The organism is Stappia taiwanensis, assembly GCF_014635285.1.
GTDB lineage: Bacteria > Pseudomonadota > Alphaproteobacteria > Rhizobiales > Stappiaceae > Stappia > Stappia taiwanensis.
Map to the genome: position 1 here is coordinate 203967 of NZ_BMCR01000007.1, position 23268 is coordinate 227234.

26 protein-coding genes and 2 tRNA genes are annotated in these 23268 nt (G+C 65.2%); 10 read left to right on the forward strand and 18 right to left on the reverse strand.

Annotated elements, in window-relative coordinates; translation table 11 throughout:
- The first annotated feature begins 25 nt into the window (after positions 1–25).
- The gene (locus IEV83_RS16270; RefSeq protein ID WP_181761647.1) at positions 26–415 is read left to right on the forward strand and encodes a VOC family protein; all 390 of its coding nucleotides are present in this window, start codon (positions 26–28) and stop codon (positions 413–415) included.
- Positions 416–476: 61 nt separating this feature from the next.
- Here IEV83_RS16270 and IEV83_RS16275 read toward each other — a convergent pair whose 3' ends face one another.
- From IEV83_RS16275 to sppA, 3 genes are all read right to left on the reverse strand, one after another.
- Positions 477–824 (reverse strand): lipopolysaccharide assembly protein LapA domain-containing protein, encoded by a 348-nt coding sequence (locus IEV83_RS16275; RefSeq protein WP_181761648.1) that lies wholly within the window; start codon positions 822–824, stop codon positions 477–479.
- A gap of 187 nt (positions 825–1011) precedes the next feature.
- The gene (locus IEV83_RS16280) at positions 1012–1308 is read right to left on the reverse strand and encodes an integration host factor subunit beta (RefSeq protein WP_181761649.1); all 297 of its coding nucleotides are present in this window, start codon (positions 1306–1308) and stop codon (positions 1012–1014) included.
- On the reverse strand, positions 1308–2309 hold the full coding sequence (gene sppA / locus IEV83_RS16285; RefSeq protein ID WP_181761650.1) for a signal peptide peptidase SppA: 1002 nt from the start codon (positions 2307–2309) through the stop codon (positions 1308–1310). The genes IEV83_RS16280 and sppA overlap by 1 nt, the downstream gene beginning before the upstream one ends.
- A gap of 200 nt (positions 2310–2509) precedes the next feature.
- On the opposite strand from sppA, the gene panB reads away from it, so the two are divergent.
- Positions 2510–3319 carry a 3-methyl-2-oxobutanoate hydroxymethyltransferase gene (gene panB / locus IEV83_RS16290; protein ID WP_181761651.1) on the forward strand — a complete coding sequence of 270 codons (810 nt, stop codon included), beginning with the start codon at positions 2510–2512 and terminating at the stop codon, positions 3317–3319.
- A 144-nt stretch (positions 3320–3463) separates the two neighbouring features.
- Here panB and rpsA read toward each other — a convergent pair whose 3' ends face one another.
- The 3 genes from rpsA to aroA form a co-directional block, all read right to left on the reverse strand.
- Entirely contained in the window at positions 3464–5173 is a 1710-nt protein-coding gene (gene rpsA / locus IEV83_RS16295; RefSeq protein ID WP_181761652.1) for a 30S ribosomal protein S1, read from the reverse strand.
- 269 nt (positions 5174–5442) lie between these two features.
- The gene (gene cmk / locus IEV83_RS16300) at positions 5443–6069 is read right to left on the reverse strand and encodes a (d)CMP kinase (protein WP_181761653.1); all 627 of its coding nucleotides are present in this window, start codon (positions 6067–6069) and stop codon (positions 5443–5445) included.
- Positions 6066–7421, reverse strand: coding sequence for a 3-phosphoshikimate 1-carboxyvinyltransferase (gene aroA / locus IEV83_RS16305; RefSeq protein ID WP_181761654.1), 1356 nt, complete (start codon positions 7419–7421; stop codon positions 6066–6068). Before aroA ends, cmk begins: the two co-directional genes overlap by 4 nt.
- Positions 7422–7641: 220 nt before the next feature.
- Between aroA and IEV83_RS16310 the strand changes: the two genes are divergently transcribed.
- Together IEV83_RS16310 and IEV83_RS16315 are read left to right on the forward strand one after the other, a co-directional pair.
- Positions 7642–8028: a TIGR02300 family protein gene (locus IEV83_RS16310; RefSeq protein ID WP_181761655.1), complete on the forward strand. Its 387-nt coding sequence runs from the start codon at positions 7642–7644 to the stop codon at positions 8026–8028.
- Positions 8029–8275: 247 nt separating this feature from the next.
- A tRNA-Ala gene (locus tag IEV83_RS16315) sits at positions 8276–8351 on the forward strand.
- Positions 8352–8488: 137 nt separating this feature from the next.
- Here IEV83_RS16315 and IEV83_RS16320 read toward each other — a convergent pair.
- Entirely contained in the window at positions 8489–9184 is a 696-nt protein-coding gene (locus IEV83_RS16320) for a DUF8692 domain-containing protein (protein WP_181761656.1), read from the reverse strand.
- Positions 9185–9531: 347 nt separating this feature from the next.
- Between IEV83_RS16320 and IEV83_RS16325 the strand changes: the two genes are divergently transcribed.
- Together IEV83_RS16325 and IEV83_RS16330 are read left to right on the forward strand one after the other, a co-directional pair.
- Positions 9532–9960 carry an Hsp20 family protein gene (locus IEV83_RS16325; protein ID WP_181761657.1) on the forward strand — a complete coding sequence of 143 codons (429 nt, stop codon included), beginning with the start codon at positions 9532–9534 and terminating at the stop codon, positions 9958–9960.
- A gap of 167 nt (positions 9961–10127) precedes the next feature.
- Positions 10128–10388 (forward strand): BQ00720 family protein, encoded by a 261-nt coding sequence (locus IEV83_RS16330; protein WP_181761658.1) that lies wholly within the window; start codon positions 10128–10130, stop codon positions 10386–10388.
- 134 nt (positions 10389–10522) lie between these two features.
- Here IEV83_RS16330 and ptsN read toward each other — a convergent pair whose 3' ends face one another.
- The 8 genes from ptsN to IEV83_RS16370 form a co-directional block, all read right to left on the reverse strand.
- Positions 10523–10987, reverse strand: a complete 465-nt coding sequence (gene ptsN / locus IEV83_RS16335) for a PTS IIA-like nitrogen regulatory protein PtsN (RefSeq protein ID WP_181761659.1) — start codon at positions 10985–10987, stop codon at positions 10523–10525.
- Between the two features lie 72 nt (positions 10988–11059).
- The gene (hpf, locus tag IEV83_RS16340; protein WP_181761660.1) at positions 11060–11635 is read right to left on the reverse strand and encodes a ribosome hibernation-promoting factor, HPF/YfiA family; all 576 of its coding nucleotides are present in this window, start codon (positions 11633–11635) and stop codon (positions 11060–11062) included.
- Between the two features lie 349 nt (positions 11636–11984).
- Complete coding sequence (rpoN, locus tag IEV83_RS16345) at positions 11985–13586, reverse strand: RNA polymerase factor sigma-54 (protein WP_181761661.1); 1602 nt, start codon at positions 13584–13586, stop codon at positions 11985–11987.
- Positions 13587–13682: 96 nt separating this feature from the next.
- Positions 13683–14498 (reverse strand): LPS export ABC transporter ATP-binding protein, encoded by an 816-nt coding sequence (gene lptB, locus IEV83_RS16350; RefSeq protein WP_209003208.1) that lies wholly within the window; start codon positions 14496–14498, stop codon positions 13683–13685.
- A gap of 84 nt (positions 14499–14582) precedes the next feature.
- Positions 14583–15143, reverse strand: a complete 561-nt coding sequence (gene lptA, locus IEV83_RS16355) for a lipopolysaccharide transport periplasmic protein LptA (protein ID WP_209003209.1) — start codon at positions 15141–15143, stop codon at positions 14583–14585.
- A complete protein-coding gene (gene lptC / locus IEV83_RS16360; RefSeq protein ID WP_181761662.1) occupies positions 15140–15748 on the reverse strand; it encodes an LPS export ABC transporter periplasmic protein LptC in 609 nt (202 codons plus the stop codon). The genes lptA and lptC overlap by 4 nt, the downstream gene beginning before the upstream one ends.
- Before the next feature lie 202 nt (positions 15749–15950).
- Positions 15951–16571, reverse strand: coding sequence for a ribonuclease D (locus IEV83_RS16365; RefSeq protein ID WP_181761663.1), 621 nt, complete (start codon positions 16569–16571; stop codon positions 15951–15953).
- A gap of 186 nt (positions 16572–16757) precedes the next feature.
- Positions 16758–16844, reverse strand: a tRNA-Leu gene (locus IEV83_RS16370).
- Between the two features lie 175 nt (positions 16845–17019).
- On the opposite strand from IEV83_RS16370, the gene IEV83_RS16375 reads away from it, so the two are divergent.
- The gene (locus tag IEV83_RS16375; protein WP_181761664.1) at positions 17020–17991 is read left to right on the forward strand and encodes a complex I NDUFA9 subunit family protein; all 972 of its coding nucleotides are present in this window, start codon (positions 17020–17022) and stop codon (positions 17989–17991) included.
- Positions 17992–18081: 90 nt separating this feature from the next.
- Here the strand turns inward: IEV83_RS16375 and IEV83_RS16380 are convergent, their stop codons facing one another.
- Positions 18082–18441, reverse strand: coding sequence for a YjiS-like domain-containing protein (locus tag IEV83_RS16380; RefSeq protein WP_188478617.1), 360 nt, complete (start codon positions 18439–18441; stop codon positions 18082–18084).
- Between the two features lie 93 nt (positions 18442–18534).
- Here IEV83_RS16380 and IEV83_RS16385 point away from each other — a divergent pair, with 93 nt between their 5' ends.
- Complete coding sequence (locus IEV83_RS16385; protein WP_181761666.1) at positions 18535–19536, forward strand: helix-turn-helix transcriptional regulator; 1002 nt, start codon at positions 18535–18537, stop codon at positions 19534–19536.
- A 24-nt stretch (positions 19537–19560) separates the two neighbouring features.
- On the opposite strand, the gene IEV83_RS16390 is transcribed toward IEV83_RS16385, so the two are convergent.
- Complete coding sequence (locus tag IEV83_RS16390; protein ID WP_181761667.1) at positions 19561–20367, reverse strand: undecaprenyl-diphosphate phosphatase; 807 nt, start codon at positions 20365–20367, stop codon at positions 19561–19563.
- A gap of 174 nt (positions 20368–20541) precedes the next feature.
- On the opposite strand from IEV83_RS16390, the gene IEV83_RS16395 reads away from it, so the two are divergent.
- Together IEV83_RS16395 and queG are read left to right on the forward strand one after the other, a co-directional pair.
- Positions 20542–21234, forward strand: a complete 693-nt coding sequence (locus tag IEV83_RS16395; RefSeq protein ID WP_181761668.1) for a glutathione S-transferase family protein — start codon at positions 20542–20544, stop codon at positions 21232–21234.
- A gap of 5 nt (positions 21235–21239) precedes the next feature.
- A complete protein-coding gene (gene queG / locus IEV83_RS16400) occupies positions 21240–22394 on the forward strand; it encodes a tRNA epoxyqueuosine(34) reductase QueG (RefSeq protein ID WP_181761669.1) in 1155 nt (384 codons plus the stop codon).
- A gap of 51 nt (positions 22395–22445) precedes the next feature.
- Here queG and IEV83_RS16405 read toward each other — a convergent pair whose 3' ends face one another.
- Entirely contained in the window at positions 22446–23210 is a 765-nt protein-coding gene (locus IEV83_RS16405; RefSeq protein ID WP_181761670.1) for an SDR family NAD(P)-dependent oxidoreductase, read from the reverse strand.
- Positions 23211–23268 lie beyond the last annotated feature (58 nt).

Sequence of the window (23268 nt, forward strand, 5' to 3'; positions counted from 1 at the left end):
GATGCTGCGACAGGGAGGACAGGCGATGAGCGAGCATGGGCACTTTTACTGGAATGAACTGATGACCCGGGATGTGGAGGCGGCGAAGGCCTTCTACGGATCGGCGCTCGACTGGACCTTTTCCGGAATGGATATGCCGGGGGGCACATACTGGCTGGCGATGCAGGGGGAAAAGCCGGTCGGCGGCATCTTCCAGATGACGGGACCCGAGTTCGATGGCGTCCCGGACCACTGGATGTCCTATTTGGCGGTCGATGACATCGATGCCCGGTTGGACAAGGCGGTCGACGCGGGGGCGACCCTGATGCGTCCGGCCTTTGATGTGGAAGGGGTGGGGCGGATCGGTATTCTCAAAGATCCGGGCGGCGCGGTGATGGGCTGGATGACGCCCGTGCCGATGGATGCGCCGGCATAGTGGTAAGAGCCCACGCAAGGCCCTGACGGGCCTCGCTGCGGCACCCTGGCATCAGCAGGCGTCAGGCCGCGTTCCGGGACGAGGGTGCGCTCAGCGCCGTCGTCTGCGGCTCCTGGACGGCCTTCAGCCGGTCGGCTTCCTGATGCCAGCGATCAGCTTCCCGCCGCTTGACCCGGGCCTCCCGGCGCCATTTGCCCTGCGCTGCCCAGGAGGCGACGCCGCCGATGAACACACCGAAAGCCACCGCCCCGAACAGGATCCAGAACAGCGGCGCGGTCACCGTCAGGGCCGGGTCGGCGCGGGAAAACGGATCAAGTGACAGGGTGACCTCGTGGCGATTGGCCACGGCGAGCGCGATCAGCACGATGGCGATCGGCAGCAGGACGAGGTTTTTCAAGAGCCGTGTCACGCGGGTTTCTCCATCTTGCCCGGACGTCTTCTTCGCGAAACCGTCGGCCGCACGGGCCGACGCTTCAAATCATCATAGCCGGTTGGAGCGCGGCATGCCATGTCCGCCGCCAATTGGGACGAGACGCCCAAGGGCTTGGCCCGCTATCCCGCCGGCAAGGGCGTGAGGCAATCCGCTCTGATGCCGATCAGTCTTCCGATCCGTCGCCGTCGTTCAGGCGCTCGCGCATTTCCTTGCCGGTCTTGAAGAAGGGCACAAATTTCTCGTCCACCTCGACCTTCTGCCCGGTGCGGGGATTGCGGCCGGTGCGTGCCGGACGGTTCTTGACGGAAAAGGCGCCAAAGCCGCGCAGCTCGACCCGGTTGCCGTTTTTCAGGGCGTCCGTCACCTCATCGAGGATGGCGTTGACGATGTTTTCGACATCACGCTGGTAGAGGTGCGGATTCTGCTCCGCGATCCGTTGTACCAATTCAGATTTTATCATTATTGCCCCCCAGGACCGTCGGTTGGCTCCGCCGCTTGGCGAGCGTGCCAAACAGATACGAGACCGTCAAGCGTCACGCCATCGGGAAGAAGTGTCGTGGCGTCATTGAGCGAGGTGCCGAGCCCCTTGGCAAGTCCGCTGCCGAAGGCCGAGGCGATCCGGGCGGAGAAGGGAAGGCCGTCGATCTCGCTGCGTGCCGCCCAGGTGATGACCGGCAGTTTCTCCGGCAGGCCGCGTTCCTTTTCGAGCCAGGCCACGGCCTGTTTCTCGCCGCCGAGCGCATCCACCAGCCCGAGCGATTGCGCACTCTCGCCGGAGTAGATGCCGCCGGTCGCGACCTTGCGCACCTCCGCGTCCGTCATGTTCCGCCGCTCGGCAACCCGCGCGACGAACCAGTCGTAGCTGTCGTTGATCACCGCCTGAAGATTGTCGCGCACCGCCTGCGGTGTTTCGGAGAAGAAGTTGGGCTCCGCCTTCAGCGGACCGGAGCGCACCACGTCGAACTCGACGCCGAGGGTATCGAGCAGCCCCTTGAAGTTGCCGTACTGGATATAGACGCCGATCGAACCGGTCAGCGAGGTGTGCCGGGCGATCACGTGATCGGCGGCAATCGCCGCCATATAGCCTGCCGACGCGCCGAGGGTGCCGATATGGGCGACCACCGGCTTCTTATCGGCAATCTCGCGCAGGGCCTGGTAAAGGCTTTCGCCGCCCACCGTGGAGCCGCCGGGAGAGTTGATGTCGAGGATCACCGCCTTGACCGCGTCGCTTTCGGCGAGCTTGTGCAGCATTTCCAGCCGCTTGCGGTCGTTGAGGATCACACCGTTGATTTCCACCCGGGCGATGTGCGCCGCCCCCTTGCCGAGCGGGGAGCCGCCAGCAAGCCAGGCCAGCAGGAGGAGAACCGCCGCGCCGGTGACGAGAAACGCCGCCACGCGCCAGAAGGTAAGCTTCCGCCGCAATCGCCGACGGTCGACAATCGCATCCGCATCAAGGGACATGAACAACGGGCCTTTCGCAAATGTCGTTGTGGTTCCTATCGCTACATGGCAGCGGCCCGATTGAAAAGCCCTGAGATGGACTTGGCCGAAATTCGCGCGCATCGCGGTGCTACAAATCCGGCGCGGAACGCGCTATCCATCTGTGCCTGCGATATCGGGCCTTGCAACAACCTTTTCGAGCAACGGGACAAGAGACAGCCATGCCGCAGATCAGCCTTGCCACCCTCGATCGCCTGAAGGCCAAGGGAAAGCGCTTTGCCATGCTGACCGCCTATGACGCGGGCTTCGCCGGGTTGATGGGGGAGGCCGGGGTCGCCTCGGTGCTGGTTGGCGACAGCCTCGGCATGGTGGTCCAGGGGGCCGGATCGACGGCGGCGGTGACCATGGAGGACATGGTCTATCACACCGGCTGTGTCGCCCGGGGCGTGGCCGCGGGCGAGGGCGATGTGCCGCTGATCGTCGCCGACATGCCGCTCGGCAGCTACTATACGCCCGAGGATGCGGCCCGCAATGCCGCCCGATTGCTGGGGGCCGGAGCGAATGTGGTCAAGCTGGAGGGGGGCGCCTGGCTGGCGGACACCGTTCGTTTCCTTACCGAACGTGGCCTGCCGGTGTGCGCCCATCTCGGCCTGACACCGCAGACCGCCGACATGCTCGGCGGCTACAAGGTGCAGGGGCGGGACGCGGCGGCGGCCAAGCGGATTGTCGACGATAGCCTGGCGCTCGATGCGGCCGGGGCGCGGCTCTTGCTGCTGGAATGCGTGCCGGACGCGGTGGGAGCGGCGGTGCGCGAGGGCGCGCGCGTGCCGGTGATCGGCATTGGTGCCGGCCCGGGGACCGATGGTCAGGTGCTGGTGCTGCATGACATGCTGAATGTCACGCGCGGGCGCAAGGCCCGGTTCGTCAAGAACTACATGGCCGGGCGCGACAGCGTTGCGGCGGCCTTCCGCGCCTTTGCCGAGGAGGTCGAAAGCGGGGCCTATCCAGCGCCGGAACACTGTTACGGCTGAGACCTGGCGGGGCGGGCAGCGGCCCTTCCGCCTTGCCGATGCCTGCCGGTGAGGTCCCTGTGCGGTGCCGGCATGATCTGAAATGCAAAGAGCCCCGCCGTTGCCGGCGGGGCTCTTCTTCATTTTGGGATCGAAGGATCCGGATCAATCGTCGGTTTCGCGGGCCTTCAGAGCCGCACCGAGAATGTCGCCGAGCGATGCGCCGGAGTCCGACGAACCGTACTGGGCAACAGCTTCCTTCTCTTCGGCGATTTCCAGCGCCTTGATGGAGACCGAAACCCGACGGGTCTTCTTGTCGAACTGGGTGATGCGGGCGTCGAACTTCTCACCAACCGAGAAACGCTCCGGACGCTGGTCCGCACGGTCACGGGCCAGATCGGCGCGACGCACGAAGGTCGTCAGGTCGGAATCGGTGATCTTGGCTTCAAGACCGCCTTCCTTGACCTCGAGCACTTCGCAGGTCACCACCGCGCCCTTGCGCAGTTCGCCAGCGGCAGCCGTGTCGAACGGATCACCGCCGAGCTGCTTGATGCCGAGCGAGATCCGCTCCTTGTCCATGTCGACGTCGAGCACGACGGCGCGAACCATGTCGCCCTTCTTGTACTCTTCGATGACCTGCTCGCCCGGACGGTTCCAGTCGAGATCGGACAGGTGAACCATGCCGTCCACGTCGCCATCGAGACCGATGAACAGACCGAACTCGGTCTTGTTCTTGACCTCGCCCTCGACCTCGGTGCCGGTCGGGAACTTGTCGGCGAAGGCTTCCCACGGGTTCTGGAGCGTCTGCTTCAGGCCGAGCGAGATGCGGCGCTTCACCGGGTCGACCTCGAGGATCATCACTTCCACTTCCTGCGAGGTGGAAACGATCTTGCCCGGATGGACGTTCTTCTTGGTCCAGGACATCTCCGACACGTGGATCAGGCCTTCGATGCCCGGCTCCAGTTCGACGAATGCGCCGTAGTCGGTGATGTTGGTCACGCGGCCGGTGAACTTGGCGTCGACCGGGTACTTGGCCTCGATGCCATCCCACGGATCGGCTTCCAGCTGCTTCATGCCCAGGGAGATGCGGTGCGTCTCCTGGTTGACGCGGATAATCTGCACCTTGACGGTCTGGCCGATGGCCAGCACTTCGCTCGGGTGGTTGATCCGGCGCCATGCAATGTCGGTGACATGCAGCAGGCCGTCGATGCCGCCAAGGTCGACGAACGCACCGTAATCGGTGATGTTCTTGACCACGCCTTCCATGACCTGGCCTTCCTCGAGGCTCTGCACCAGCTCCGAACGCTGTTCGGCGCGGGTTTCCTCCAGAACGACACGGCGCGAGACAACGATGTTGCCGCGGCGCTTGTCCATCTTCAGGATCTGGAACGGCTGCGGGGTGTGCATCAGCGGCGCGACGTCGCGCACCGGACGGATGTCCACCTGGCTGCGCGGCAGGAAGGCCACGGCGCCGTCGAGGTCGACGGTGAAGCCACCCTTGACCTGGTTGAAGATCTGGCCGGTGACCTTCTCGTTCGCCTCGAAGGCGACTTCGAGACGGATCCAGCTCTCTTCACGGCGAGCCTTGTCACGGGACAGGACGGCCTCGCCGAGGGCGTTTTCCACGCGCTCCAGATAGACCTCGACCTTGTCGCCGACGGACACGCCGGCGTCTTCGCCGTCACGTCCCTTGACGCCGAATTCCTTCAGCGCGATGCGGCCTTCGACCTTCAGGCCGACGTCGATCACCGCGAGATCTTTCTCGATAGCAATGACCGTGCCGGTGACCACGGAGCCTTCGGACTGCTCCTGCTCTTCGAAGCTCTGCTCCAGAAGGGCGGCAAATTCATCGCGTGTCGGGTTCAAACTGCTCATTGAAACTCCTGGCAGCCAATACTGGCTTGTCGCCGGCGGGTTCGTGTTGTGGTCGGTTTCCTGGCGCGTCCGGCGGTTCGCTCCATTGGCGAACTGCTTCCAGGCCATCGGTGCCGATGGCGGGGGCCGGCGAGGCGAACGGCGAAAAAACCAGCTATTTCAGTTCCGTGCTGCTGGCTTGAAGCCTGTGGCGGCACATGTCCAATGCGCCGATCCGAGGATCGGCGCGTCTGTCACGGTATGCGAAAAGCGCCGGCACCATGCCCGCTTCATGCAGCGCGCACGCTATCGACGATATCCACAGCCGCTTTGAACGCCGTTTCTATATCCATTTCTGACGTGTCGAGCAAGTGCGCATCTTCCGCCGGCTTCAGCGGAGCGACGCTACGTGAGCTGTCGCGCGCATCGCGCCGCTGCAGATCGGCGAGCACCGTCTCCAGATCGGCCTCCTTGCCCTTCGACAGCAATTCGGCGGTCCGCCGCTTTGCGCGCTCGGTCGGCGAGGCGGTCGCGTAAAGTTTCACCGCCGCATCGGGGCAGACCACCGTGCCGATGTCCCGGCCATCGAGAACCGCGCCCGGTGGCTCGCTGGCGAAGGCCCGTTGCAGCCGCACCAACTCCTCGCGCAGGCCCGGCAGGACGGCAATGCGCGAGGCGGCTTCGCCGATCTCATGGGAGGACAGCAGTTCGCGGTCGAGATGGCCAAGGTCGAGATTGCGGGCGGTGGCGATCGCCACCGCCTCGTCGCCAAGGGGCATGCCGCGGGCGAGGAGCGCTGCCGCGACGGCGCGGTAGGTCAGTCCGGTATCGAGGTGGCGCAGGCCGTAATGGGCGGCGATGCGCCGGGCGAGGGTGCCCTTGCCCGAGGCGGCGGGTCCGTCAATTGCAATGATCATGCGGCTTGTTCTCCGCTTGCGTCGATCACGCCGCCAAGATCGCGGATGATGTCCTGAAAGGTGGGAAAGCTGGTGGCGATCACCGAGCCGTCGTCGACGGTCACCGGCCGGTCGCTGGCAAGGCCGAGAACGAGGAAGGCCATGGCGATGCGGTGATCGAGATGGGTGGTGACCGTTCCGCCGCCGATCTGGCCGCTGCGGCCTTCCACGACAAGCGTGTCTTCGCCAGCTTCATGGGCGATGCCATTGGCGGCGAGGCCGGCGGCCACCGCCGCGAGCCGGTCGGATTCCTTGACCCGCAACTCCTCCAGCCCCTGCATCACCGTGCGCCCGCTGGCGAAGGCGGCGGCGATTGCCAGAACCGGATACTCATCGATCATCGACGGCGCCCGCTCCGCCGGCACGGTCACGCCCTTCAGCGCCGAATGACGCACGTGGATGTCGCCGAGCCGCTCGCCGCCGGTCTCGCGAATGTTGTCGATGGTCAGGTCCGCGCCCATTTCCTGCAAGGTCAGGAACAGGCCGGTGCGGTGCTCGTTGAGCAGCACATCCGCCACGGTGATCTCGGAGCCCGGGACGATCAGGGCGGCGATGATCGGGAAGGCGGCGGAAGAGGGGTCGCCAGGCACCTGCACCGTTTGGGCGCTGAGCTCCCGCTGTCCTGTCAGCCGAATGATGCGGGCGCCGGCGTCATCGACCTCGACCGACAGCTCGGCGCCGAAGCCCGACAGCATCCGTTCGGTGTGGTCGCGAGTGGCGATGGGCTCGATCACCGTGGTCACGCCCGGGGTGTTCAGGCCGGCAAGCAGCACCGCCGACTTGACCTGGGCGGAGGGCACCGGAACCCGATAGGTGATCGGCGCCGGGGCCGCCGATCCGCGGATCGACAGCGGCAGCCGGTCTCCGGCGCGGGCGACGACCTCCGCGCCCATCAGGCGGAGCGGCTCCAGCACCCGGCCCATCGGCCGGCGGGACAGGGAGGCGTCTCCGGTGAAGGTGGTGGCGATCGGATGCGTGCCGGCCAGGCCAAGGGCAAGGCGCACGCCGGTGCCGGCGTTGCCGTAGTCGATGGCCTCTTCCGGCTCCAGCAGGCTGCCAAGGCCGGCGCCGTCCACGGTCCAGCCGCCATCGTCGTCCCGCGCAATGCGGGCGCCATAGGCGCGCATGGCCTTGGCGGTGTTGAGCACGTCTTCGGATTCCAGCAGGCCGGTCACATGGCTACGGCCGATGGCGAGGCTGCCAAGCATCAGGGCCCGGTGCGAGATCGACTTGTCGCCCGGGACCGCAACCCGGCCCTTGAGGGCCGCTCCCGCCCGGGAAGTGAGGGGAACCGGGGGAGACGTGTGTGACATCGCGGGATCCAGTGTTTCCTTTAGAGACGAAGACCGCATCTCCTATCATGCCGAAAGCCATTCGTCACCGGCCCAGCGGTCGTGGGTGCCGGCGCGATTCGTTGCGCCTTTGCCGTTCGTGGAAAAAGGGTTTGACGACGCGGGGGGCATTAGGCTTTGACAGGAGGCGGGACAGCATTTATGCGAACGCCCGATTGTCAGAAAAACAAGGGTTATCACCGTGGCAAAACCCGAATTAGGCACCAAGCGGCTGTGCGGCGGTTGCGGCGCGAAATATTACGACTTGAACCGCAACCCCATTACCTGTCCGAAGTGCGGCGCGGTGTTCCAGCTCGCGCAGTCCGTGCGTCCGGCGAAGGCATCCAAGGCCGCGGCGACGGAGGAGGACGAGGATCTGGAGACCGAGGAGGATGGCGCCGAGCTGGTCAGCCTCGAGGAAGCGGATGCCGAGGCGGAAGGCGATTCGGCCGTCACCCTCGACGGCGACGATGACGACGAGATTGCCGACAATGCGGCCGATGACGACGTTTTCATCGATGATGAGGACGACGACGAGGACGTTCCGGGGATCGTGGTCGAGCGCGACGACGAGGACACGGACCGCTAGCGAATAACGCGCCCGCCGGCGTCCCGCGATCGGGATACCGGCGGGCGGCCCTGCTCGATTGTCCACAGGGCTTGTGGAGTAAATCGGGCGAAGCGAAACAAGATGGATTATTCCTCTTGACTTGACCGGCGGAAGACGTATTTTCCGCCTCCATCGACAGGGCGAACCCAAACGCCGCTGCCGAATGACAAGCCCTCCGGCATCCCAATAGGGGCATCTGACGGCTTGCATGAACGACTGGTTTTAAGGGGCTATAGCTCAGTTGGGAGAGCGCTTGAATGGCATTCAAGAGGTCAGCGGTTCGATTCCGCTTAGCTCCACCAGTCCTCTCTCACCGCTCCGGTGAGGTCTCCCCCCAAGCTTGAAATAATGGCATGCCGCGTTCGCGGCGGTGCATTGCGCGATCCAATGTGGCTCGCGACGCGCGGGCCCAGTATCGCGCGCCGCTTTCGGTCGGGGTTCAGCGCTCTGGCGCGCCGCGCGTCTCGCCGGCGAGCAAAATGCGCGCCATCGTGCTGACGTGAAACGTCGTCCAGCAGAAGATGCCGATGAACTTGGCGCCATCCTCCAGGTAGACCAGGTGCGCATCCAGGCTGTGAAAAATGGTGTCGACGGCCATGCTGGTGGCAAGGGCTGCGCCCGCAGTAAGAAACAGCAGCGGATCGGAGGCCATAACCCGGCGCCAGGCGACCAGTGCATAGCCCATTGCGAACAGGGCGATGGTGGCCAGCACCACATTTTGCGGAATGCCGAACTCCGGCAGGATCACCTCATGCAGCAGGAAGGCGTCATCAAGCGCCAGCCAGCCGGTGAACAGGCCGGCGAACAGCGCGAACAGGGTCGTTCCCCGCCGGGCGCCAGTGCACAATAGGATCAGCGCGCTGAACAGGCAGACGGCGGCGGTGATCACCCACAGCATGATGCCCAGCATCGACACGAAGCCAAAATAGGGGCGGCAGCAGGCGGGGGCGAATTCGGCCGCCGCCAGCGCGTCGAGGAACATCAGTTTCGGGTCGGCATAGGGCTGCAGCAGCACAGCGGCGATGAGCGCGCCAGGAAAAAGCAGGCTGGCGATGCGAATGCTCCAGACTGGCCAGGCATCCGGTGTGATGGCGGTGTGAGGGGGCGGGGAGGCGGGGGAGGAGGCGTGGGACATGATCTGCCTGTGTGGTGGCCGGCCTTGCGGACGCCCGCACTGTGCTGCCGGATGGATGGGCCGCCGGTGAGGGGCGGCATCGGATGCAATGCGGCGCCGTTTTTATCCGCTCTTCCTGAAAAATGGATTGAACGGAGATGGGCCGAGGCTGCCGTCGCGGTGGCCTTTTCTTGAATCTGAGTCGGCAAGTCGCCATATAAGAACGCGACAGGGCATGATGCCCTCCCCCGGATGCCATGATGGGTCCGGGCCGTTGGGAGCGTGCGATCAGGTTTTGGCCAAGGCGGCGAAAACGTGAGATTGGCGCTTCCCGGTTGAAAGGCCGCTTTTGAAAAGGGCTTTGACATATGACGCGAATGTCGACGTTCTCCAGTCCGCTTCTCCTTGGCTTTGAGGATATCGAGCGGGTTCTGGACCGGGTCAGCAAGGCAGCCAATGACGGTTATCCGCCGTACAATATCGAGCGCATGCCGAAGACCGAAACCCATGGCGATATCATCCGGATCACCTTGGCGGTGGCCGGGTTCACCCGCGATCAGCTCGACGTCAGCGTCGAGGAAAGCCAGTTGGTGATTCGCGGGCGTCAGGAAGACGACAAGACGCGCCAGTTCCTGCATCGTGGGATCGCCGCCCGCCAGTTCCAGCGGGCCTTCGTTCTGGCCGAGGGGATCGAGATCCTCGGGGCGGAATTGAAGGACGGCCTCCTGTCGATCGATCTGGTCCGCCCCGAACCGGAGCGCGTGGTGCGCCGGATCGAAATCGAGGCAAGGGACTAGACAGTCCGCGCAGGGCACGGAATGGACGCATCGCGCATGGCGCGAGGAACCGTTCCGCCTTTTCAAACGCTGTTCAACACATCTGCCAGCCGCTCGCCGGAAAGGGGGCGGCGATCCCTATCGGCTGCGTATCGGCCGAAAGGGAGCAAGTGGTAAGGAGTACTGCGATGACGATGCGCGACACACAGCCCATGGTGATGGAAAACGAGGCCTTGCAGGCGCTCGGCTCCGGACAGATCGCCTATGTCCGGTCCATGACTTCCGATGATCTCCTGACGCTGTTTCCCGAGGTGCCGAAGCTGGAGAGCGGCTTGCATCTGTGGGTCCTGCTCAATGCCGATGGCACGCCGATCATGCTGGCCGACAGCCGCGAGGCCGTTCTGGCCAATGCGGCGGAGCAGCGTTTGCAGACCGTCTGGCTGCATTGAGTGCTGGCGGGAGAGGATAGTGCGAAAAAGGGCCATGGACAGCCTGACGGTCGTCCATGGCCCTTTTGCATGGGCATCGCGCCGCCGGGGAGCCTGCCCCGGCGTTTACGTGTCTGATCGGCGCTGTTGCGGGATCAGGCGGCGTTGGTCGCGGCGGTTTGGGTGAGAATGGTGTAAAGCGCGTCGGAATCGGTCGTGGCGCGCAGCTTGGCGGCGGTGCCGGGGTCGCGCATGCGCCGGGCGATCCGTGCCAGCGCCTTCAAGTGATCCGCTCCGGCGCCTTCCGGAGCCAGCAGGACGAACATCAGGTCGACCGGCTGATCGTCGAGCGCATCGAAGTCGATCGGCTTTTCGAGCCGGGCGAAAAGGCCGACGAGCTTGTCCAGGGCATTGAGTTTGCCGTGGGGAATGGCGATGCCGTTGCCCACGCCCGTGGAGCCCAGGCGTTCACGCTGCAACAGCGTATCGAAGATATCGCGCTCCGGCAGGCCGGTCACCGCCGCTGCCTTGAGCGCCAGTTCCTGCAAGGCCTGCTTCTTGCTGTTCGCTTTCAGGCTCGGAACGATCGCCTTCGACGTGATGAGATCGTTGAGATCCATGATGCGGCCTGTGTCTGGGGTTTAAAGAGCAATGCAAGGCTTCCCGCCCGAAAAGGGCGGGAAGCTCAAGGATTATTGAGCTGCGTGCTCGGGGTCGATCCAGCCGAAGTTCCCGTCGGCGCGCCGATACACCACATTCACCGAACCGCTGCCGGCGTTGCGGAACACCACCAGCGGGGCCTCGGCCAGGTCAAGCTGCATCACCGCCATGCCGACGGTCATGGTCTTCACCTTGGCGGCGGTTTCGGCAACGATGATCGGAGTGAAGTCGGCGGGGACCTCTTCCTCGTCCTCGACGGGGGCCAGCACGTAGGACGCTGCATCGAGCGCCTCGCGGCCATTGGCACCGTGATTGTGATGGTCCTTGAGCTTGCGCTTGTAGCGCCGCAGGCGCTTGTCGATACGCTCGGCGGCGGCATCGAAGCACTGGCGCGGATCGGCGTTGTCGGCCGAAACCTGCAGGTCGATTCCCGTGTCGAGATGCAGCAGGCATTCCGACCGGAAACCGGAGCCCTCGCGGCCGATGGTGACATGCCCGGTGTAGCCGCCATCGAAGTACTTCGAAACGATTTCCTCGATCCGGTCCTCGATATGCGTCCTCAGGGCATCGCCCACATCGACGTTCTTCCCGGATACCCGCAGAGTCATGGGAACCTCTTCTTTTTCTGGATGGCCGATCGGCACAGCCGCGGTACATCGGCGGCTTGCGAACCGGAGGGGCGCTTTCGCCTCACGCCCGGTCTTTGCCAATGCCAGGCGTCCGCGATCACGCGGTCGCGCCCGACATGCTTTGAGGGCGGTGCTATAAGCGTCCGCCATCGTGAAGTCAAATGAACTCGCCCTTCCGTCTCCGGCGGCATTTGGCCACGGAGCGCAAGCATCTGGGCAATCGCAAGAAACGTCATTGATCACCTGTAGCCCTTGCCCCCGGGGGCGTTCCCGGTCCGGATCCTTGTTGCCTCGGGCTGAGGCCTTTGGGGAGTGCATCATCGCCAGCTTAGCCCATTCGTGCCCGCTTTTCCCGTCGTCTTTGTACGGATGACGCAATCCTCAAGGATTCCCTATATTTAGCGACTGTCCGCCGGGCAATGTCGATGCCTTCGCCGTTCAGAAGCTTGACAATTGTATCATCGGAAAGGATCGCGTCGGGTTTTTCCGCATCGATCAACTGACGGATCCGGTGACGCACCGCCTCGGCGGAATGGGCATCGCCGCCGCCAGACGCGGGGATGGCCGCTGAAAAGAAGAATTTCAGCTCGAAGATGCCGCGCGGTGTCGCCATGTATTTGTTGGACGTCACCCGGCTGACCGTGGATTCGTGCATGGAAATCGCATCGGCGATGGTACGCAGGTTGAGCGGTCGCAGGTGCTGGACGCCCTGGCTGAGGAAGGCGTCCTGCTGGCGGACGATCTCCGTGGCCACCTTCAGGATGGTGCGCGCCCGCTGGTCGAGGCTCTTGGTCAGCCAGTTGGCGGTCTGCAGGCAGTCGGTGAGAAACGCCTTCTCGGTTTCGTTGCGGGCCGATTGGGCGACCGTCGCGTAATAGGTCTGATTGACCAGCACCTTGGGGAGGGTGTCGCTGTTCAGCTCCACCTGCCAGCCGCCGTCGCGCGCCGGCCGGACGATCACATCGGGCACCACCGGCTGGATCAGCGTGTCGCCGAAGGAGCTGCCGGGCTTCGGATCGAGCGCCTTCAGCTCGCCGATCATCTCGGCCAGATCCTCGTCATCGACACCGCAGGCGGATTTCAGCGCGGGGAAGTCATGGCGCGCCAGCAACTCGATGTTGTCGATCAGCCGTGCCATGGCCGGATCGTAGCGGTTTTTCTCCGCCAGTTGCAGCGCCAGGCATTCGCCAAGGGATGTGGCGAACACCCCGGTCGGCTCCAGGGTCTTGAGCATGCCATGCACCCGGTCGAGCCGGGCCCGGTCGATGCCCATCCGCTCCGCCGCCTCATCGAGGTCGATGCGCAGATATCCCGCTTCATCCAGGCTGTCGATCAGTTGCTGGGCGATCATCCGGTCCGCCGGATCGGTCAGCGCCAACACCATCTGGTCGCCGAGATGGCTGGCAAGCGTGGTGTCGGAGGCAACGAACGCCTCCAGATTGTAGTCTTCCCCGCTGCCGGACCCGGCGCCCGCGCCGCGCCCGGAAAGGCCCGTCTGCCAAGGGTCGGGCTGACGCGGATCGGATGCGGTGGCGGCGGGTTTCGTTCCCGGGTCGTCCGGGAAGACATTGCCGAGGTCGGTGTCGAGCCGCGCGGCGATCTCTTCGGCGCCGGTGTTCAGCTCGGTGTGCAGCCACTCGCTGTCGCCATCGGCAGAGCCTGCGCGGCCGTCCTCGCCGCCCTCTCCCGGATCGGCGTCGCGACGATCGTCGCTGCCCGAGGCGGTGAACGCCTCTTCCGCGGGGCGCTCGTCGGTGGTGGGGCCGTCCGTCTCGACGGCCTCCAGCAGCGGGTTGCGCTCCAGTTCCGCGTCCACATAGCTGGTGAGGTCAAGGCTCGACATCTGCAGCAGCTTGATGGCTTGCATCAACTGCGGCGTCATAACCAGGGATTGTCCCTGGCGGATCTCAAGCTTTGGCGATAGGGCCATGAGGCTCCCGGAAAGGCTCGGCGGAAGAATGCGGCGGATCGTCGGTCGGTTCCGTTTGGTCCGCTTCTTGCATTCTACCTCAACGCCACGCCCGCTTCAAAGCGTAAACTGTTCGCCAAGGTAAAGACGGCGCACGTCCGGGTTGGCGACGATATCGTAGGGCGAGCCTTCGGTCAGCACCTCGCCGGCGGCGATGATATAGGCCCGGTCGATCAGGCCGAGCGTCTCGCGCACGTTGTGGTCGGTGATCAGCACGCCGATGCCGCGCTTGGTGAGGTGGCGCACCAGATGCTGGATGTCGCCGACGGCGATCGGGTCGATGCCGGCAAACGGTTCGTCAAGCAGCATGAAGGCCGGCCGGCTGGCCAGCGCGCGGGCGATTTCCACCCGTCGGCGTTCACCGCCGGACAGGGCGATGGCCGGCGATTTGCGCAGATGGCTGACGCCGAACTCCTCCAGCAGGGATTCCAGATCCTGCGCCCGCTGCCGCTTGTCCGGCTCCACCACCTCCAGAACGGCGCGGATGTTGTCTTCCACCGACAGGCCGCGAAAGATCGAGGCTTCCTGTGGCAGGTAGCCGATGCCGAGCCGCGCGCGCCGATACATGGGCAGGCGCGTGATGTCGAAGCCATCAAGGCGAATGGTGCCATGGTCCGGCTGGATCAGCCCGGTGATCATGTAAAAACAGGTGGTCTTGCCGGCGCCATTCGGCCCGAGCAGGCCGACCGCCTCGCCCCGGCGCACATGCAGGCCCACGTGGCGCACCACCTGGCGGCGCTTGTAGCTCTTGCCGATGCCGTCGACGACCAGAAGGCCGGCTTCCGCTTCCGGGGCCTCCGCTGCCCCGTTCGGTGCAGGTGCGCCCGCCTCGCCATTGGTCCTTGATCCATGCAGGAAGGAAAACAGTTTCACGGGTCGGTCCAGCGGTCTCGGGGCCAAAGGGATCAGTCGAGCTTGCGGCCAGATTTAGGTGTCGCCGGCCGCCCTGTCGAGGGGTCAGTTCCTTGGTGCGCCCTCGTTGAGGCTTTTCGGCTGGATCAGCACCTTGACCCGGCCGCTCTTCGGCGCCTCCAGATCGGCCTGCCCGGTCTTGAGGTTGACCGTCAGCCGGTTGCCGACCACCACGTTGGGTCCCTGGGACAGCACCACTTCCTTACCGGTCATCACCATCAGTTGGCGGTTCATGTCGAAGGTGGCGTTCTCTCCGGTCGCCGTCTGGTCCTTGGAGGCGATGTAGACGCGCCCGCTGGCCTCCAGCCGGGAAATGCGCTGGTTGACCCCGCCCGCGGCCGATCCGTCGTAATGAACGATCAGCCTTTGTGTCTTCAGCGTGGCCTCGCCCTGGGTCACCACCACATCGCCGGAGAACACCGCGCTCTGGCTCTTGTCCTGAACCTTCAGTTCCTTGGCCTCGATCTGGATCGGTTCGCGATCGTTGGAGCCGAAGCCGGCGAAGGCATCGGAAAAGGTCTGGGCGCTCGCGGCCGGGGCGGCGGCAATGAGGCCGATCACGCCAAGGGCACGGAGGGCGGCCCGCATGCGCTGGATGGGGATCATCGTTTGCTCTCCTGATTGGGCGGAATGACGGTCATGGAGATGCCATCCGAAAAGGTCAGTGTACCCGTCTTCTGATTGAAGCGCATCCGCGCTGCACGCAGCGAGCCGAAAGAGGAGGTGAAGGTCGCGGCGTCATCGGTGTCGATGCGGCCGCTGTCCAGAAAGACGCGCAACGAACCGAAGCGGGCCTTCTCGCCGGTGTTGGTCTCCACATCGATGCCATCGGCAAGATCGAGCGTTTCCGCCCCGCTGTTGTAGGTGCCACGTACCGCGCGCAGGGAGACCTGTTGGTCGGCGGACAGGCGCAGGTCGGCGACGATCCGTTCAAGGTCGATCATCCGGGGATCACTGATGCGCTGGATCGCCCGATCCGCCGACACCCGGTAGGAGCGGTCCCCATCGTGACCGGACAATTCCGGATTGTCCATGACGAGACCGTCGGCGGTCAGGCTGATGGGGCCGAAGCCCAGGCTGGACAGGTAGCTGTTGACGGCGACCGCGCCGATGATGGCCAGAAGCAGAAGGCCGCCGAGCCCCGGGATGAGAAGCCGCAGCAGCCGCACCCGCCGGCTGTGGCGCCGCGCCGCCCGCTGGGCGCTCGCCATCTCACCGGCCCGGCGGGGATCCGCGTCGGGGGCAGGGCCGGGTGCCGGCGCGTGAAGCGATGAGGCGTGCTGGTCCATGGTCACCAAGGCTGGTGCGGGCGCGCCCCCATGGCGCGGCCCCCTGTCTGTATACCCCGGACGGCGGCCCGTGTCTGCGTGGCGCGGGGGCGCCGGAGCGGTCGACCCGCACCGGGCGTGCCGATCAGGAATGGGCGAAGATATCCGTGTCGTCCCAGGCGGCGAGATCGAGCCGGGCGCGGGTCGGCAGGAACTCATAGCAGGCAGCCGCCAGGTCCGTGCGTTCCTCGCGTGCCAGCCGCTCTTCCAGCCGGGCCTTCAGCCGGTGCAGGTAAAGCACGTCCGAGGCGGCATAGGCGAGCTGCGCTTCCGTCAGGGTCTCGGCGGCCCAGTCCGAGCTTTGCTGCTGCTTCGACAGGTCGACGCCGAGCAACTCGCGGGTCAGGTCCTTCAGCCCATGCCGGTCGGTGTAGGTCCGCACCAGCTTGGAGGCGATCTTGGTGCACCAGACCGGGGTGCACATCACGCCGAGATATTGCTGCAGCACGGCCAGATCGAAGCGGGCGAAGTGGAATATCTTGGTTTTCGACGCATCGGACAGCAGCCGGACGAGATTCGGTGCCTCGGTCTGGCCGCGCTCGATCTGCACTACATCCGCCGTTCCGTCGCCAGGGGAAAGCTGCACCACGCACAGCCGGTCGCGATGCGGCTTCAGGCCGAGGGTTTCCGTATCGATGGCGACGGCATCGACGCCCTCGTAGGCGCTGAGATCGGCAAGGTCCTTGCGGTGCAGGCGAATGGTCATGGGGCATCCTTTCTTCGGCCGGCCCCTAGATAGTGCCCTTTGCCGGATGCGTCCATCACTTGCGGAAGGGGGGGCGGAGCGGGGCAGCGGAAAACCGCGCCGGACCCCGGAAACGAAAAAAGGCCCGGCAGAGCCGGACCTTTTTGTCGAATTTCAGGCCGAATTGGAAAACCTGAAATCGGAATTTGGTGCCCAGGAGAGGACTCGAACCTCCACGCCCTTTCGAGCACTAGCACCTGAAGCTAGCGCGTCTACCAATTCCGCCACCTGGGCCGTTGAGAGCGCTTCTAAGGGTCGTTCGCGGGCTTGTCAACGGCCCTTTTGCGATCAAATGCAGTTCATACACAACTGCCCTTCACAGACGCCGGCGCAAGGGCTATGAGACCTGCAGAAACCCGCGCGATAATGCGTGCGGAAAAAAATTCACTGCGGCAGGGGAGCGACAGGCATGACCGCGCTCAATGGCAAACTGGTTACCGTTTTTGGCGGGTCGGGCTTTCTTGGACGCCATGTGGTGCGCGCGCTCGCGCGTCGGGGCTATCGGGTGCGCGTCGCCGTGCGCCGGCCCGATCTGGCCGAACATGTGCAGCCGCTTGGCGCCGTCGGGCAGATCATGCCCGTCCAGGCCAACCTGCGCCATCGCTGGTCCGTCGACCGGGCGGTGCTTGGCGCGGATGCGGTCGTCAATCTGGTGGGCATCCTGCATGAGGCAGGGTCCCAGTCCTTCGATGCGGTGCAGGCCTTCGGTCCGCGCGCGATCGCCGAGGCGGCCCGTGCCGAGGGCATCGACCGGGTGGTGCATATCTCGGCAATCGGCGCCGACCCGGAAAGCCCCTCCGCCTATGGCCGCTCCAAGGCGGCGGGCGAAGTCGGGATGTTCGAGGTCCAGCCGCAGGCGGTGATTCTGCGCCCTTCCATTCTCTTTGGCCCCGAGGATGATTTCTTCAACCGATTCGCGGCAATGGCGCGGCTCTCGCCGGTGCTGCCGCTGATCGGTGGGGAGACCAAGTTCCAGCCGGTGTTCGTTGGCGATGTTGCCGAGGCCGTGGCCCGTGCCGTCGAGGGCGAGGCTAGGACCGGCGCGATTTACGAACTCGGCGGCCCGGAAGTGAAGAGCTTCCGCGCCTGCATGGAGCTGATGCTTCAGGTGATTCGTCGCAAGCGGCTGCTCTTGCCGATTCCCTTCGGTGTGGCGCGGTTGCAGGCTTATTTGCTCCAGCTTCTGCCGGGGGCGCCGCTCACCGTCGATCAGGTGGAGCTCCTGAAGATCGACAATGTGGTCGATGAAGTGGCGGCAGAGGACGGCCGTACGCTTCAGGGGCTCGGTATCGAACCGCGCACGCTGGCGGCGATCCTGCCGACCTATCTGGACCGCTTCCGCGAACACGGCCAGTACGACGCCCACCGCGAGGAGCCCTGACCCCGTCCGTCCTTCTCTGAAGGCAAGAGACAATTCCCGGCCGGTCGCGCTTGATTGCGCGGCCGGTCGATTTTTTATTGGAGGGGCGAATCAGCGCCCATCTCGTGGCCAGGCGCCATAGGCCTGCCCCAAGGCCCGTAGCAGCCTGGGGTCACGGTCCGGCCGGGCGTGCAACATGTCATAGCGGTCCGCATGACGGCAAAGGCCGATATCCTGCAACGCGCGCGCGTCGAGCCTGTCGAGAAGGCGCCGTGTCTTGTGTAGCCTGCGTTGCAGGCGTAGCCAGGCGACAAGGGCGTGGATCAGCCGAACGGGTGCCGATCGGCGGCGGCGCTGTGAAGCGGCGGCGGTTTGTGCGCAGGACATGTTCCCGGTCTCCGGATGTGGACAAGTGGCATCCTCCACATGCTCGCGGATCAATCCTGACAGCAGGGAGTCAGGTTTGATCATGGTATGTTCGCTTTTCCGGCGAGAGCGCGGGGCTGGTGCCGGACTGGCGCCCTGACGGGCCATGGGCCGCCGGCGGGCGAGGAGGAGCGGACGATGAACCCGATCGAGCGGGCGCTTGCCATCTTGATGCTTTTGACTGGAGGGCGCCTGCGCACCGCGAGCGAACTGGCCGAGCGATTCGGTGTATCGCTACGCACGATCTATCGCGATGTCGATCGGCTGCTGGCCCTGGGCATTCCGGTGGAGGCGGCGCGCGGCGCGGAGGGCGGCTACCGGCTGGCGCAGGACTATATTCAGCCGCCGATTGCCCTCAGCCGGGGGGAAACCGCGGCGCTGCTGGTGGCGCTGGCGCTGGTGCGCGGCCTGAAGGCGACACCGCTGCTTCAGGAACTGGATGCGGCGGAGGGCAAGCTGCTGGCCTCGTTGCCCCGCGCTGCGCGGGAGCTGTTCGCGCAAGGCGAACGCATCGTCGGCATCGAATGCCCGCCGCCGGATATCTTTCATCCCGAACCGGACATGTTCGGCTCCGGCGACATGCAAGGCGCGGTCGATGGGTTCATGCAAGGACTGCTGGCCGGGCGCAGGGTGCGGCTTGTTCACGAGAACCCCTATCGTGAGCGGCGGCGGGCCTATGATCTGGAGCCGCGCGGCATCCTGTTCGACCGCGATCGCTGGTATCTGATCGGCTGGGACGTGGATCTGGCGGCGGAACGATTCCTGCGGGCCGACCGGGTGCGGGAGATTGAGGTGAGCGGCATGGCTGCCCGTATCGATCCGGAGTTCTCCGTCACCCATCACACCGGCCGGAAATGGCTGTCGCGGGCCATGCGGCGCTGGGAGGAGGAAGGCGAAATATCGACGATCAGCATCACCGATGCGCAGGCGAGCCTGTTGATGCGGGACTGGTATCTCCGCCATGCCGCTTTCACGCGGGAAGCGGACGGACGGGTGACCGTCCGCCTGCCGAGCATCAACCCTGAGATGGTTCTGCCGCTGGTGCGCTGGCTGGGGCCGGGTGCCGACCTCAAGGCGCCGGAAGCCTTGCGCCGGCAGCTCGCGCGGGAACTGGCGGCGATGGCCGGGGCGCCGGGCTAAGAGCCCGATGCCGTCGCGTCGGGGTCAGCCGACGAGATAAAGGCCCGCGAAGCCGGCAAGGCCGACCAGAATGCGCCACCAGGCGAAGGGCGCGAACCCATGCTTGCTGACGAAGTCGAGCAGCCCGCGCACCACGAACACCGCCGTCACAAAGGCGGCAACGAAGCCGACGGTGATCACCGTCGCATCGTCCATCGACAGAACGTCGCGATTCTTGAACAGGTCATAGGCGAAGGCGCCGGCCATGGTCGGCATGGCCAGGAAGAAGGAAAACTCCGCCGCCGAGCGCTTGTCGGTGCCCAGCAGCAGCGCCCCGGCAATGGTTGCGCCCGAGCGGGAGACACCGGGAACCATCGCCAGCGTCTGGCAGAAGCCGATGGCGAGGCACAGCCACAGCGGATAGTCCATGGCATCGTGATAGCGCGGTTTCAGCGGCATCCGGTCGATCGCCAGAAGAACGATGCCGCCGACCAGCAGCGTGGTGCAGATCAGCGCCGGTGAATAGAACAGTACGGTCTTGATGTACCCATGGGCTATCACGCCGATGACGGCGGCGGGCAGGAAGGCGAGCAGGATGCCGATGACGAAGCGCCGCGCCGCCGGGCTGGTCGGCAGGTCGGCGGCGATGGTCAGGAGCCGGCTGGCATAGACTGTCAGGATCGCCAGGATCGCACCGAGCTGGATCAATACCTCGAAGGTCTTGCCGGTGCTGTTGAAGCCGATGAAGTGACCGAGCAGCAGGATATGCCCTGTGGAGGAAACCGGAATGAACTCCGTCAGCCCTTCGACCAGACCGAGGATCAGGGCTCCGACGAGGGTCTCCGTTTGCATGGGCATTTCTCTCTGGTTTCAGGATCCGGCCGGGGGAAGGACGCGGACGAGATACGACATCCGTTGTGCATTGTCGCGCGCCGGCCTATATGGGCGCGTGCCGGCTGTTCATACAGGCCGCCAACCGGCGCGTCATGCATCGTTTGATTAACCGCAACCGGTTACGATCCTCTTATGCTCACCCTGTATCATCACCCCTTCTCCCCTGCGTCTCGATTCATCCGCCTTGTGCTGGCGGAATACGGCGCCAAGGTGGAGCTGGTCGCCGAGCGACCCTGGGAGCGGCGACGCGGCTTCCTGATGCTGAATGCCGCCGGCACCGTGCCGGTTCTTCAGGAATACGAGGGGCCGCCGATCTGCGGGGCCTATGCGATCATGGAGTATCTGGATGAGACCCGCGGCTATGCGGTCGGCGACCGCCGCTTGATGCCGGACCATCCGGAAGCGCGGGCGGAAACCCGGCGGCTGGTCGACTGGGCCCTGAACAAGCTCGATGGCGAGGTGGTCGGCCCGTTCGTGCGCGAGCGGATCTACAAGCAGGAAATGCCCGCCTCCATGGGCGGCGGTTCGCCTGATTCGGCAAGCCTCAGGGCGGCGCGGGCAAATATCGGCCATCACCTGCGGTATTTCGGTTATCTTGCAGCGGCGCGGAACTGGCTCGCCGGCGAGAAGCTGACCTTTGCCGATCTCGCGGTGGCGGCCGAATTGTCCTGCGCCGACTATCTGGGCGAGGTGACATGGGCGACCGAAGAGAACATGAAGGCGTGGTACGCGCGGGTCAAATCGCGCCCGTCCTTCCGTCCGCTTCTGTCGGAAAAGATGCTGGGCATGCCTCCGGCGCCCAGCTACGCGGATCTGGACTTCTAGGCCCGGTGCGCGGCGAGAGACTGAAACGGGCGCTGCTGGAAAAAGCCCAGGCCCTGGGGTTCGACGATTGCCGGGTGACGGCCGCCGATGCCCTTGACGAGATCGGCACCGGTGAGCGGCTTGCCCGCTTCCTGAGCGATGGTCATCACGGTTCCATGGTGTGGATGGACGAGACGGCCGAGCGGCGGGCCGATCCGCGCGGCCTCTGGCCCGAGGTGCGCAGCGTCATTTCGCTCGGCCTGTCCTACGGCCCCGAGGTCGATCCGCGCGTGACCCTCGACCAGCCCGACCGGGCGACGATCTCGGTCTATGCCCGCAACCGCGACTATCACGACATCATGAAAGGGCGGCTGAAGGAGCTGGCGCAGCATCTGCTCGCTCGGGCGCGGCGGATGGAGGTGGAGGGCGAGGTCAAGGTGTTCGTCGACACCGCACCGGTGATGGAAAAGCCGCTGGCAGAGGCCGCCGGCATCGGCTGGCAGGGCAAGCACACCAATCTGGTCTCGCGCCGACTGGGCTCCTGGCTGTTCCTGGCTGAGATCTTCACCACGCTGGATCTGCCGCCGGACGCACGCGAAAGCGATCATTGTGGCTCCTGCCGCGCCTGTCTCGATGCCTGTCCGACGAAAGCGTTTCCCGCGCCCTACCGGCTCGATGCGCGCCGCTGCATTTCCTATCTGACCATCGAGAACAAGGGACCGATCCCGCACGAGTTTCGCGCTGCCATCGGCAACCGAATCTATGGCTGTGACGATTGTCTCGCCGCCTGTCCCTGGAACAAGTTCGCCAGCGCGGCGCGCGAGGTGAAGCTGCAGGCGCGGGAGGATCTTCTGGCGCCGCGCCTGGCGGAGCTTCTGAAACTGGACGACGGCGCATTCCGGCAGATGTTTTCCGGCTCGCCGGTCAAGCGCATCGGCCGCGACCGCTTCCTGCGCAACTGTCTCGTCGCCGCCGGAAATTCCGGCGATCCGGCGCTGGCGGCGGCGGTGGTGGAGCTGATCGACGATCCGGCGCCGGTAGTGCGCGGCATGGCGATCTGGGCGGCGGCGCGCCTGCTGCCCGCCGAGGAGTTCAGAGGTCTTGCGCAAGATCGTGCCGCCAACGAGGACGATGCCTGCGTGCGCGCGGAGTGGGCCGAGGCGCTGGGCCCGGCAACTTAACCCGTTTCGTGACAGTGTCCGGATGACTCTCGCCGTCACGGGACGCTTGCCTCAGGACAGCAGATGACCGCCATCGACCGGGATTGACGCACCGGTCATGAACCGGGACGCCTCGCTCGCCAGAAGCAGGAAGGGGCCATCGAGATCCTCCGGAACGCCGATGCGGCGCATGGGAATCCGGCGAACCATCTCCTTGCCGGCCTCCGTGCCGAAGAAGCCCCGATTGATCTCGGTTTCGAAATAGCCCGGCTCAAGCGCATTGACGCGGATCCGGTGGCGGGCGAATTCCAGCGCCAGTGCCTTGGTCATCTGCACCACGCCGGCCTTCGAGACACAATAGGAGGCGGTGCCGGGGCTGACCCGCTCGCCCAGGATCGAGGCGATATTGACGATGTTGCCGGGATGGTGCGTTTCGCGCCAGTACCGCGCGGTTGCCACCGCCATCAGCCAGACGCCGCGCAGGTTGACCGAAAGGACCGCGTCGAAATCCTCTGCCGTCTGGTCGATCGCCAGCCCCTCGCGCACGATGCCGGCGTTGTTGACGAGGATGTCGAGACCTCCCAGCGCCGAGACCGCGTCGGCGACACAGGCATGGATCGAGGCTCCATCGCCCACATCCAGAGCGATGGTCACCGTGCGGGGCGCGCCGAGCAGGTCGAGTTCTCTGGCAAGGGCCGCCAGCCGCTCGTAGCGGCGGGCGGCGACGGCAACACTGGCGCCACGGCTGGCAACGAGTTTGGCGAAATGTGCACCAAGACCGCTCGATGCGCCGGTGATCAGGATTCTTCGGCCCGCCAGATTGACTTTGGCATCCATCTCTCCCTCCACACGCTCCCCGGAAGGTAGCCTAACGCGGATCGGCGTCGGAGAGTAC